The 12232-nt window shown below is 35.0% G+C and carries 13 protein-coding genes; 6 read left to right on the top strand and 7 right to left on the bottom strand.

The genetic code is table 11. The features are described 5' to 3' along the window. The 4 genes from TJ68_RS02280 to TJ68_RS02270 form a co-directional block, all read right to left on the bottom strand. Positions 1–340 (bottom strand): fluoride efflux transporter FluC (locus tag TJ68_RS02280; protein WP_040928512.1); only part of this gene is annotated, 340 nt, incomplete at its 3' end. Between the two features lie 197 nt (positions 341–537). Next, a complete protein-coding gene (locus tag TJ68_RS08335; protein ID WP_148449616.1) occupies positions 538–708 on the bottom strand; it encodes a FluC/FEX family fluoride channel in 171 nt (56 codons plus the stop codon). Between the two features lie 51 nt (positions 709–759). Further along, positions 760–1749 (bottom strand): proline dehydrogenase family protein, encoded by a 990-nt coding sequence (locus TJ68_RS02275; protein ID WP_040928511.1) that lies wholly within the window; start codon positions 1747–1749, stop codon positions 760–762. A gap of 43 nt (positions 1750–1792) precedes the next feature. Then, positions 1793–2296, bottom strand: a complete 504-nt coding sequence (locus TJ68_RS02270) for a gamma carbonic anhydrase (RefSeq protein WP_040928510.1) — start codon at positions 2294–2296, stop codon at positions 1793–1795. A 72-nt stretch (positions 2297–2368) separates the two neighbouring features. Here TJ68_RS02270 and TJ68_RS02265 point away from each other — a divergent pair, with 72 nt between their 5' ends. Then, positions 2369–3169, top strand: coding sequence for an alpha/beta hydrolase (locus TJ68_RS02265; protein ID WP_052327255.1), 801 nt, complete (start codon positions 2369–2371; stop codon positions 3167–3169). On the opposite strand, the gene mnmM is transcribed toward TJ68_RS02265, so the two are convergent. After that, positions 3159–3725, bottom strand: coding sequence for a tRNA 5-(aminomethyl)-2-thiouridylate-methyltransferase MnmM (mnmM, locus tag TJ68_RS02260; protein ID WP_040928509.1), 567 nt, complete (start codon positions 3723–3725; stop codon positions 3159–3161). The genes TJ68_RS02265 and mnmM overlap by 11 nt on opposite strands. Positions 3726–4040: 315 nt before the next feature. Between mnmM and leuS the strand changes: the two genes are divergently transcribed. Beyond that, positions 4041–6449 (top strand): leucine--tRNA ligase, encoded by a 2409-nt coding sequence (gene leuS, locus TJ68_RS02255; protein WP_040928508.1) that lies wholly within the window; start codon positions 4041–4043, stop codon positions 6447–6449. A gap of 307 nt (positions 6450–6756) precedes the next feature. On the opposite strand, the gene TJ68_RS02250 is transcribed toward leuS, so the two are convergent. Next, positions 6757–7425 carry a hypothetical protein gene (locus TJ68_RS02250; protein ID WP_040928507.1) on the bottom strand — a complete coding sequence of 223 codons (669 nt, stop codon included), beginning with the start codon at positions 7423–7425 and terminating at the stop codon, positions 6757–6759. Positions 7426–7437: 12 nt separating this feature from the next. Further along, positions 7438–8697: a BaiN/RdsA family NAD(P)/FAD-dependent oxidoreductase gene (locus TJ68_RS02245; RefSeq protein WP_040928506.1), complete on the bottom strand. Its 1260-nt coding sequence runs from the start codon at positions 8695–8697 to the stop codon at positions 7438–7440. Between the two features lie 80 nt (positions 8698–8777). On the opposite strand from TJ68_RS02245, the gene TJ68_RS02240 reads away from it, so the two are divergent. From TJ68_RS02240 to TJ68_RS02225, 4 genes are all read left to right on the top strand, one after another. After that, positions 8778–10415, top strand: a complete 1638-nt coding sequence (locus TJ68_RS02240) for a putative polysaccharide biosynthesis protein (RefSeq protein ID WP_040928505.1) — start codon at positions 8778–8780, stop codon at positions 10413–10415. Next, a complete protein-coding gene (locus TJ68_RS02235) occupies positions 10412–11107 on the top strand; it encodes a pseudouridine synthase (RefSeq protein ID WP_040928504.1) in 696 nt (231 codons plus the stop codon). The genes TJ68_RS02240 and TJ68_RS02235 overlap by 4 nt, the downstream gene beginning before the upstream one ends. A gap of 78 nt (positions 11108–11185) precedes the next feature. Next, positions 11186–11713 carry a hypothetical protein gene (locus TJ68_RS08330; protein WP_148449614.1) on the top strand — a complete coding sequence of 176 codons (528 nt, stop codon included), beginning with the start codon at positions 11186–11188 and terminating at the stop codon, positions 11711–11713. A 17-nt stretch (positions 11714–11730) separates the two neighbouring features. After that, positions 11731–11991, top strand: coding sequence for a hypothetical protein (locus tag TJ68_RS02225; RefSeq protein ID WP_040928503.1), 261 nt, complete (start codon positions 11731–11733; stop codon positions 11989–11991). The last annotated feature ends 241 nt before the right edge of the window (positions 11992–12232 follow it).

Genomic DNA, 12232 nt, shown 5'->3' with positions numbered 1-12232 from the left:
AAAGTTTCAAATGATAACCAACATAGAATGCAATTAACGTAAGTGAAAACATTATAAGTGTGTATAGGATAAGTTTGATATATTGTTTTTCTTTGAACAATTCGTATTGATCTTTTGTAAAGGCAGAATATGTCGTAAATCCGCCTAAAAATCCAACCATCATTAAATCATAATAATCTCCTATAAAAAACGGTATATGAATTATTGTGCCTGCTAAAAATGCGCCAATAATATTGACAATTAGTGTGCCATATAATGACTTAGACATATATATTGTTATCAGATCTCTTATAACTGCACCAACACCTGATAGTAAAATAATAATCAGTAATTTAAACATGGCGCTCACCAACTGACTGTTGCACTTTTAAACCGATTAAAAACATCATGAAACCAAATGTCATTGCACATAATAAATAGATATAAAACATAATGACGTTATTCGCTAATGTCACTGTAAGATGTATGGTCAATGTAGAAAAAGTCGTAAATGATCCGAGGAATCCAGTTATAAAGATTGGTGCATAAATAGTATTATTAAAAACGAGTGTATACGAGCCCGAGTAAAAAAGGACCGACTAAATTGACGATGATTGTAGAAATCATAAAGAAACTGTCAAAATATTGAAGGATCGTATCAATACTAAATCGACATAGTCCGCCTAATGTACCACCTAGAAATACTAAAAACATTCTCTTATTATTCATAAAATTCACCTAATAAATAAAGGATACGGAAGATCCGTATCCTTTATTATATTATTTTTTAAATAATTTTGTTACTGCGAGTCCAGCACCGACTGCTGCAGCAGCAGCTGCACCGACTTTGAACTTTTTATTTGTCGTTACTGATTTAACGAGTAAGTTTAAGTTTTGAGGGCGTTCTGCAAGACGTCTCATGAAGTATGCGTACCAGTCGTTACCGTATGGTACGTAAACTGTCATGTTGTAGCCTTCTTCAACTAATTCGAGTTGATAATCGTTTCTAAATCCGTATAACATTTGGAATTCAAATGAATCGTGTGAAATGTCATTAGCTTCAACGAAATCAATCACGCGGTTAATAATGTTATGGTCATGCGTTGCAATCGAAGTGAAACCTTTACCGTGAGTTAAGTGATATTTAATTAACTCAAAGTAGTTGTTGTCAATATCATTCTTGCTTTGGTATGCGATACTTGGATCTTCTTTGTAAGCACCTTTAACTAAGCGCGTACGGTTATCCTTGTACTTTTCAGCGTCTTCCATACTATCAAATAAGTATGCTTGTAACACTGTACCGACATTGTCGTAATCTTTTAATAACTCATCTAACACATAAAACGTTTTTTCTTTAGAAGCATAGTTCTCCATGTCGATATTTACGAACATGTTATCTGCTTTTTTAGCAGCTTCCATAATTTCACGCATGTTTTGTAAGATGAAGTCATCTCCAAGATTTAAACCAAGTTGTGTTAATTTAACTGAAAAATGTGCATCTAGTTGATTTCTATGAATCGCATCAATCATATCGAGAATTAGATTTTTTTCTACTTCTGCTTGAGCACGGTCTTCAATAAATTCACCAAGGTTATCAACTGTAATAGATAAGCCCTTTTGGTTGAGTTGACGGATTTTTTCAACAGTGTCGTCTGTTTTTGTTCCTCCGACAACGTGTTGAGCACCAAAACGTAATCCCATTTTCTTCGTTGCATCGTTTACTGGTTTAATTTGAGATAAACCAATAAAAAAGTCGCGTAAAACTGCCATTAAAAATTCCTCCAAAATGTATAAAATATAAAAATAATAAGAACTACCCTTTGTAATGTGGAATATGATTGACATACGTTTCGTTAATTCGTGTCATTTCTTGTATGTCTTCATCTGTTAATTGTCGAATCACTTTTGCTGGTCGGCCGAATGCTAAGCTTTTCGGTGGTATTTCAGTATTTGAGGTAACGAGTGAACCTGCGCCAACAAATGCGTTCTCACCAATTACTGCACCGTCTAATATCGTTGAGTCCATTCCGACTAACGCACCACGTTTTACTATACAACTGTGTAATGTCACTCTGTGTCCAATTGTGACATGGTCTTCTAGAGTGAGTGGCATATTTGGAGACTGATGAAGGACCGATTGATCTTGGATATTTGTATAATCTCCAATTATAACCGGTGCAACGTCACCTCGTATTACTGCACCAAACCATACGGAACAATGTGCACCAATTTGAACATCACCGATTATTGTAGCATTCTGAGCAATAAAAGTGCTATCATGAATTTTTGGAACGTGTTCTTTATAGTTTAATATCATTATAAACGCGTCCTTTAACTTTGTTATAATTATATAATATCAAATATTTTACAATATGTAAGGAGGAAAATTATGTGGAAATGGGAAATTGAAAATAAAGCAAAAGGAACTATTGTAATATTACATGACATGATTGAACACCATGAGTATTACATCGACTTAATTTCAAAATTTAATAGTATTGGCTACCATGTGTTAATGGGTGATTTACCAGGCCAAGGACAAACGACACGTATGAATAAAGGGCATGTCGAAGATTTTAAGCAATATATCGAACGTCTCACAGAATGGGTAGATGTAGCCAATCGATATGAACTACCGGTAATCGTTGTCGGACAAGGTTTAGGTGGACTCATATTAGCTGAAGCATTAAAAGAAGAGACGCTTCAAATTGACGGTGCTATATTTTTAAACCCATTATTTACGTTTAAACAATCATTTATAAACCGTAAAAATCTACTAAAATCCTCTATACGATTATCGAGTGACGAATCGAAGTTTAAACTTGGTATCGATATGCCGAGTTTTACATCAGATAACAAATGGTTAGAGCGTTATTCTAAAGATGAGTTACTTACTGAAGAAGTGAGTTATCATTGGTATAGCTTAATGAACGAACGTATGAATAATATAGAAAATGATATGGATTTAATTCATGTAGATGTATTATGCATTCATTCAAATGATAATGACATCATTGATGTGGACCGAAATGTACATATCATAAAAGAAGTGGACACTGATTATTTAAAAATCGTCCGACTGAATAATATTGAACACGGTATTTTCCAAAGAGAAAATATAAACGTGCCATTTTATCATGTCGAACGATTTTTAGAAGATATTCAACATCACATCGGATTCATGGGATAGATCGTCTTCTTTCAATGACTAAAATAAACGGTGCATCATTTTTTTGATTGATGAAGCGGTACATTAAAACGTTAAAAAAGTGTTGGTCGAGTTTTTCTGCATATGATAAGACTGCACGTTTTTCATCTTTTCCGTTTTCATGGCCATGGTAAATCGTAATAATAATACGACCGCCGACGGATAACTGAGATAGTATTGCTTCGATGGCAGTGATTGTTGAATGTGAGAGTGTCGTAATTGTTTTGTTAGCTTTCGGTAAAAAGCCTAAGTTAAACATTGCGACGTCGATATGTTTGTCGACATACTGTAAAACATTCTCATGGCTATCTTGAATTATAGTCAGTTGCTCTAAATTTTTATGATTGGCGATTTTTACTTTCGTCGATTCAATCGCTTCACTTTGTATATCGAATGCATACACTTTACCTTTAGAAATATGGTCGAGTAAAAATGAAGTGTCATTTCCATTGCCACATGTCGCATCTACTGCGATCGAGTGAGGGTGTAGTATATCTAAAGCGAACTGTTTACTTTGGTCTAAAACTCTATTTAGCATAACGGCCTCCAAAATATTACTTAATATATATTATAGTCTAATTTATAGACTATAAGACGTCGTTTTATTTAGAAAAGAAGTTTGCAAAATATAATTAAACGAATTATAATAATTTTAGGAAATAGTAGTAAACGTATGACTTTTAGAGAGTTAGTGGTTGGTGAAAACTAACGTCAAAAATTTACGAACTCGTCCAATAATTACAATGAAAATTCTAAATGAAGTTGCACAATGATGTGAATGCGGGTGGTACCGCGGTCTAATAGATCGTCCCAATGTCTTTTGACATTGGGATTTTTATATAGGAGGAAGAAAATGTCATTTAATCATCGTAAAATTGAAAAAAAGTGGCAAGATTATTGGCTAGATAACAAAACGTTTAAAACGGACACGAGCGATTTTAGTAAAGAAAAATATTACGTGCTAGATATGTTCCCATACCCTTCAGGTTCTGGGCTTCACGTCGGTCACCCAAAAGGGTATACAGCGACTGATATTTTAGCGCGCTATAAGCGTATGAATGGATATAACGTACTTCATCCGATGGGGTGGGATGCGTTCGGTTTACCAGCTGAACAGTACGCAATAGATACAGGAAACGATATTCATGAGTTTAACAATAAGAATATCGATAACTTCCGTCGTCAAATTCAAGAGCTCGGTTTCTCATATGACTGGGATCGTGAAGTAAACACTACAGATCCGAATTATTATAAATGGACACAGTGGATTTTCATCAAACTATATGAAAAAGGACTCGCGTATGTTGATGAAGTACCTGTAAACTGGTGCCCAGCACTTGGTACAGTACTTGCGAACGAAGAGGTCATCGACGGATTATCTGAACGTGGTGGTCACCCAGTGATTCGTAAGCCGATGCGTCAATGGGTCTTAAAAATTACAGAGTATGCAGATCGTTTACTCGAAGATTTAGACGATTTAGATTGGCCTGAATCATTAAAAGATATGCAGCGAAACTGGATTGGTCGTTCTGAAGGTGCACACGTGACGTTTAATGTTAAAGATACTGAAGAAACATTTACAGTATTTACGACACGTCCAGATACGTTATTTGGTTCGACGTATGCAGTGCTTGCACCAGAGCATGATTTAGTTCAAAAAATTACGACAGATGATCAAAAATCTGTTGTCGAAGAGTATGTTGAAAAAGCATCTCATAAATCAGATCTAGAACGTACAGAGCTTCAAAAAGATAAAACAGGTGTATTTACAGGAAGCTATGCTGTGAATCCATTTAGTGGCGAATCGATGCCGATTTTCGTAGCGGATTATGTTCTTGCGTCATACGGAACAGGTGCGATTATGGCGGTTCCTGGACATGACGAAAGAGACTATGAATTTGCTAAAAAGTTTGACTTAGATATTAAACGTGTTGTAGATAGTGATGAGGAACTCCCATTTACTGGTGACGGAAAGCACGTGAACTCTCAATTTTTAGACGGATTAAATAACGAAGAAGCGATTCAAAAAGCAATCGAACAGTTAGAAGAATTAAAAGTAGGTGAAGCAAAAGTAACGTATAAATTACGTGACTGGTTATTCTCTAGACAACGCTACTGGGGAGAGCCGATTCCTATTATCCACTGGGAAGACGGAACTTCAACTGCAGTGCCAGAAAGTGAATTACCATTAGAGCTTCCAAAAATGGACGAAATAAAGCCTTCAGGTACAGGTGAATCACCACTCGCAAACAATGAAGAGTGGCTAACTGTTGTCCGTGAAGATGGTGTTAAAGGTCGTCGTGAAACGAATACGATGCCACAGTGGGCAGGGTCTTGCTGGTATTACATTCGCTATATCGATCCAACGAATGATGAGTTAATTGCAGATCCAGAAAAATTAAAACACTGGCTCTCTGTTGACTTATACGTTGGTGGAGCTGAACACGCTGTGCTTCACTTACTATATGCAAGATTCTGGCATAAGTTTTTATATGACATCGGTGTTGTTCCAACAAAAGAACCATTCCAACAATTATTTAACCAAGGAATGATCCTCGGTGAAGGTAACGAAAAAATGTCTAAATCAAAAGGTAACGTCGTAAACCCAGATGACATTACAAGAAGTCACGGAGCAGACACTTTACGTCTATATGAAATGTTTATGGGACCGTTAGACGCTTCAGTAGAATGGACAACGACAGGTGTAGACGGTGCGAGACGATTTTTAGACCGCGTATGGAGATTATTAATTGACGAGGACAACAATGTAAAAGAAACGGTTGTCGATAAAGAAACGCCTAAACTCGATAAAGTGTACAACGAAACAGTTAAAAAAGTCACAGAAGACTATGATAATATGCATTTCAATACGGCGATTTCTCAAATGATGGTATTCGTAAATGAAGCATATAAAGTTGATGAAGTGTCACTTGATTATGCGAAAGGTCTCGTAAAACTATTATCACCAATCGCACCACACATCTCTGAAGAGTTATGGGAAAAACTTGGTGAAACAGATACGATTACGTACGCAGAGTGGCCAACATTTGACGAGTCAAAACTTGTCGAAGATGAAGTAGAAGTACTCGTACAAGTACTTGGAAAACCAAAAGCGCGTATTATGATGGATCCAACATTAAGTAAAGAACAAGTAGAAGAAATTGCCTTAAACGATGAAAAGGTAAAAGAAGCGATTGAAGGTAAAACGGTTCGAAAAGTAATCGTCGTACCTGGAAAACTTGTAAATATAGTGGCGAATTAAAATAATTCGTTATTAAAATATAAACTGCGTCTACGATTTTTATCGTGACGCAGTTTTTTGTTTTGTAAATTTTGATTTTCAAAATAATTATGAAGGTAGGTCTAAATTTTTCTAGCTAAAAACTTTTTAAAATATACGATACCGATAAACAATGCAGTCATCATGAGAAAGGGGAGTAGTGTTGTCAACATAATATCACTCCTAATAATTATGTAATCACTTTCATTATACTGCATCATTAAGTAAAAGAAAATAATTTTTAGTATAAACTAAAAAAACCTCATACAATGATGAGGTTTTCCTAAAGTTAATCTTCTTTGATTTCAGCATCCAGCATTTGCTGTTTTAATGATTGATCATAGAAAGCGAGACTGTATTGAGCATAACTAGTAATGAATGGATTTTCGAGTTCTGTATACACAAATAGCTGTTCGATGACACTCGTCGTTAAATGATTTAGTGCTTCGGTACGGAATTTTTTATTTAACACTTTAGATAAAATTAAAATGTTGCTTTTTATGAGGTGATCGAGCACTTTCACTAGACCATCGTAATACTCATTATGATCAAAAGGTAATGCTTTAATGATATGTGTTTCTCTTTCAACATACTCATCTAATGAGCGTAGTACTTTTTCATGAATATCTTTTTGTGCATCTGTGTAGTTATATGTGCCAAATTTATCGGGTGTCGATCTGAAAAGCGCATGCATTGCGTAATAGTCATCTAACGGTATCTCTTCATTATCTTCATTGATACGATATGAAACGACTTGTTCATAACTCATCGCAAGAAGCATATGTTCCACATGGTTTTGAATGAGTTTATTTAAATGCTCTGGTTGAATCGTTTTATTTTTAACGATTGAAGATTCTAGAAACTTTAAGCGTCCCATCGTTTCTTTCATGAGTGGTAATATATGTTGTTCTCTATATTCAAGAGATGAATAATTTGGTGATTTTTTTAATTCTTTCATTGTATACCTTCCTTAATTTGTGTTTTGCCCTGCGTGCTGTCCTGCGACGTATCCAGTAACTAATGCACTTGTGATGTTATACCCTCCAGTATAGCCATGGATATCTAATACTTCGCCAGCAAAGTGTAAACCTTTTATTATTTTACTTTCCATTGTTTTCGGGTCAATTTCTTTTAAGTGGACACCGCCACCTGTGACAAACGACTTTTCTATCGGTTGTGTTCCGTTTACTTTAAATTGAAATGATTTTAAAAAATTTAAAATTTTGTTTTTCGATTCGTTATCAAAATTATGTCCAGTCATCGTTTTATCTAACTTTAAATGATTAAACATAAAATCGACATATCTATTTTCGATAAATTGTTTTAATACGTTATGAACGGCTTTATCTTTATTTGCTTTGACATCAATATCAATTTTTTGTCGTAAGTCATGACTCGATAACTCTGGAAAATAATCTAGTTCCATCATAACAGTTTCTGTCTTCTGTTTTTCAAGTTCTTTAATTACAAACTGACTACAACGTAACGCTGCAGGTCCAGTAATTCCAAAATGAGCAAATAACATATCCATTTGATGTGAAATTCTTGGTTTCCCGTTTTTCTTTAAAACTGATAGTGTCACGTTTTTTAAACTTAAACCTTTTAAGTCTCCAGATTTTATAAAAGGTTCGTTACTTAAAATTGGCACTTCTGTTGGAAATAGTTTTGTCACTGAGTGTCCAAGATTTTTAGCGAATTTAAATCCATCTCCAGTAGATCCCGTGTGGGGTACACTTTTTCCGCCGGTTGTAATGATAATATTATGGCTTTTAATTGTCTTGCCATCTGTTAATGTAACACCTGTGATTGAAGCATTATCATGAAGAATCTCCTTCACTTCGGTATTTAATAATAATTCGACGTGTTGATCGTTTAAACGATTTAAAAAGACTTGTAAAACATCTTTAGCTTTATTTGAAACAGGAAACATTCTACCGTGGTCTTCTTCTTTTAATTTGACACCGTGCGACTCTATAAATTGTATGATGGATTGATTATCAAATATAGAAAACGGTCCGTATAAAAATTTACCGTTACCTGGTATGTTTTGAATGATCTCTTCGTACGGTAGGTTATTCGTAACATTACAACGCCCACCGCCTGAAATTAGTAGCTTTTTACCGAGTTGTTTATTTTTTTCGATGAGTAATACTTTTTGATTGTTTTGACTTGCAGCGACAGCCGCCATTATACCGGATACGCCGCCACCGATAATTATCGTATCGTACATCGTGTTTCACCTCAATTGATTTAAAAAAACGAATGAATCTATTATAATATAGCTTAATGATTATGTAAGAAGGTTTTTAAATGTCAAATTCAAATCAAAAAATGTTTAGAAGTACGCTGTTCTTGTCTTCAGCGAGTCTAATCACACAATTTTTAGGAATGATTTATATCATTCCATTTTATAGCATCATGGGTGGAGAAGAAAATCTAGCACTATACGGATATGCGTACACACCATATACTATCATGCTTTCAATCGCATCAGCTGGTGTGCCGGGTGCTGTTTCAAAATTCGTTGCAAAGTATAATTCTCTCGGTGCATTTCAAACGACGCAAAAACTCTATCGTTCGAGTCTTGTCGTTATGTTAGTGTCTGGGTTGATTTGCTTTCTGGTACTGTATTTACTCGCACCTGTCATTGCTGATATTCAGCTCGCGGCATCTTCAGATGGTGAGCACGTATGGGGACACGATGAAATTACAAATATTATTCGTGTCGTCGCATTTGCAGTAATCGTCGTTCCGTTTATGGCGACGTGGCGCGGTGTCTTCCAAGGATTTGAATCATTTGGTCCAACAAGTGTTTCATCAGTTGTAGAACAAGTTGTACGTATCACAGTCGTTTTAGTCGGTTCATACGTTGTGATTCGCGTGATGGGTGGAACGATTCAACAAGGGAACCAAATCGCTGTATTTGCTGCTTTTATCGCAGCAATAGGTGCAATAATTACACTAGCAGTATTTTGGTTTAAACGTAAAAAATTGATTGAAGCTTCTCTTAAAGAAGATAAAACGGGTATTACATTATCTTATAAAGAAATGTATAAAGAGATTATTTTATCTGGTATACCATTTGTCGTCATCGGTATTACGTTTCCAATGATGATGTTTATTGACCAATTGACACATAATAACGCACTCGCAATTGTAGGGGTACCGTCAAACGTGCAAGATGCATGGTTTGGAATGTTAAATATTACGACACAAAAACTCGTTATGATTCCAGTCAGTTTAGCTGTGTCGTTTTCAATTACGATCTTGCCGTTTATAACGAAAAGTTTTCAGCAAAAGAAGTTTAACGAACTCGAGCATCAAGTAAGTACGATGTTGTTACTTCAACTGACATTAGTCGTACCCGCAGCAGTCGGTATGATGATTATGGCAGTGCCGTTATATACATCATTTTATAGTTTTAGTGAAATGGGCATTAAAATTTTAACGATTTATGCACCAGTTTGTATTGTGATTTCTGTATTTAGTATGACGGCATCTATCGTCCAGGGAATAGAGAAACAAAAGTTTAATGTGCTTGTAGTGTTACTCGTCTTAGTCATTAAAGCAGCACTAAACTTCCCACTAATTATGTACTTCCACACTGTTGGTGCAGTTATTTCAACACTCATTGCGCTATTTTGTGGAGTGATGTTCAATTTCTTTATCATTAAAAAGTATGGAAGATTTAGTTTTAGAAAAATATTAACACCGATGTTAGAAATAGTTCTATACAGTTTAATTATGCTTCTAGCTGTAGAGATTGTGTATGGATTATTTGTTTTATCATTAGATATTACAGTAAGAAGAAATGCGATTATAACTCTTGCGACGTGTGTCAGTGTCGGAGCGTTCATTTATTTAGTGGTTATATTTAAATCCGGTCTAGCGGACAGAGTACTTGGTGAACGTGCAAATAAGATTCGAAGTAAGGTGAGATTCTTATGAGACTCGATAAATATTTAGCGCATGCAAATTTTGGTTCTAGAAAAGAAGTTGGAGAATTGATCAAAAGTGGTCGTGTCAGTGTAGGGGAAAAAACCGTTAAAGACAGAAAATTTAAAGTAAAAGACGACGATGAAGTTAGAGTCGATGGTTTTTCAGTCGTATTAGAAGAGTATATGTACTTTATGTTAAACAAACCACAAAATGTGATTTCAGCGACTGAAAGCTTTGAGCATGAGACAGTTATTGATTTAATCGATCACCCTCAGTATCGTGAATTATTTCCCGTTGGTCGTCTCGATATCGATACGACAGGACTGCTTATCATCACCAATGATGGGAAGTTAAGTCATCAATTACTAAGTCCGAAAAAAGAAGTATTTAAGACGTACTATTGTAAACTAAAACATGGTGTATCAAAGTCAGATATTACTTTTTTAGAAACAGGTATACCGTTAAAAGACTTCACGACAAAACCTGCCAAAGTTGAAGCCATCGAAGAGGATGAAGTTCTTTTATCAATTTCAGAAGGTAAATTTCACCAAGTGAAGCGTATGTTTAAATATTTAAATAACGAAGTACTCGAGTTAAAACGAGTTAAGTTTGGAAATCTAGTATTGGATGAGACACTCGAAGCGGGCGAATATCGACGCTTAACAGAAGATGAATTAACGGATTTAAAAAATTTAATTTAAAAAACGTTTATAAAAAACACCATCGGGTATGTAATAAGTAGTTGAGAGACTAATTACAACGAAGAGGTGTTTTTTATTATGAAGAAATTATTCAAAAGAGTGTTACAGTTAGCAGCAGTTGTTGGTGTAGGTTACGCAGTTAAAAAATTAGCAGATAACGAAGAAGCGGTAAAACGTGAAATAGAAAAAGCAAAAGAAGATCCAAAAGGATATGCTAAAAATGTTCAAGATTCGGCGAGTGGCAAAGTCGATGAACTTGCTGAAAAGGCAAAAGGCACTGTCGACAAAGTTAAAAATGAAGCAGTAGACTTCCAAAACAAAGCTTCTAAAGACTTAAATGAGTTAAAAGACAACGCAAATGACGTTAAAGATCAAGTAGCTGATAAAGTAGATGACGTAAAAGCACAAGTCAACGAAAAAGTTGAAGATGTGAAAGATAAAGCTGAAGACGTGAAAGACAAAGCTCAAGATAAAGCTGAAGAAGTGAAATCTAAAGCTGAAGATAAAGTCGATGAGGCTAAAGATAAAGCTGAAGACGTGAAAGACAAATCCGAAGACGTGAAAGAAGACGTCGATTCAAAAAAAAGGAAGTTAAAGAAAAAGTAGAAGATAAAAAGGACGAAGTGTACACGACTCCTGATTCTACAGCTGAACAGAGCACGAAAGGTTCTAAAGCAGTCCTTGCAGACGAAGGTGGATTAGCTGCTAATGAAGTTAAAAAAGAACAACAAAAAGCCAAAAATGAAAATTCAGTAAAGAATACTGAAAAAGAATTTGATAAATACGACAAGAAGCAAGGCAACAAAAAGGACTATGAAGTTGTGGATGAAGAAGGAAAATTCGATAGCAACCACAACGTACACATCGTAAAAGAAGATAAGTAATCGGACACACCCTAAAACAAATGTTTTAGGGTGTTTTTTCATCTTAAAATGCGTGGTGTTTGTGTGAGGTTAATTAAATGAGCTAGATTGATGCTGTATTTTACAATAACGAATGAATTTGGTTGAAATCTGTTAGATATAATAGGATATTAACAAAAATCGGATTCCATGTGCAAAATATGTTAGATAAAAATTATAATTAATAAAAATTGAGGCGTGGGATCTCAATTTGTTAAATAAA

It is taken from the genome of Nosocomiicoccus massiliensis, assembly GCF_000438455.1.
Classification (GTDB): Bacteria; Bacillota; Bacilli; order Staphylococcales; family Salinicoccaceae; genus Nosocomiicoccus; species Nosocomiicoccus massiliensis.
This window is presented reverse-complemented; position numbering and strand designations above follow the sequence as displayed.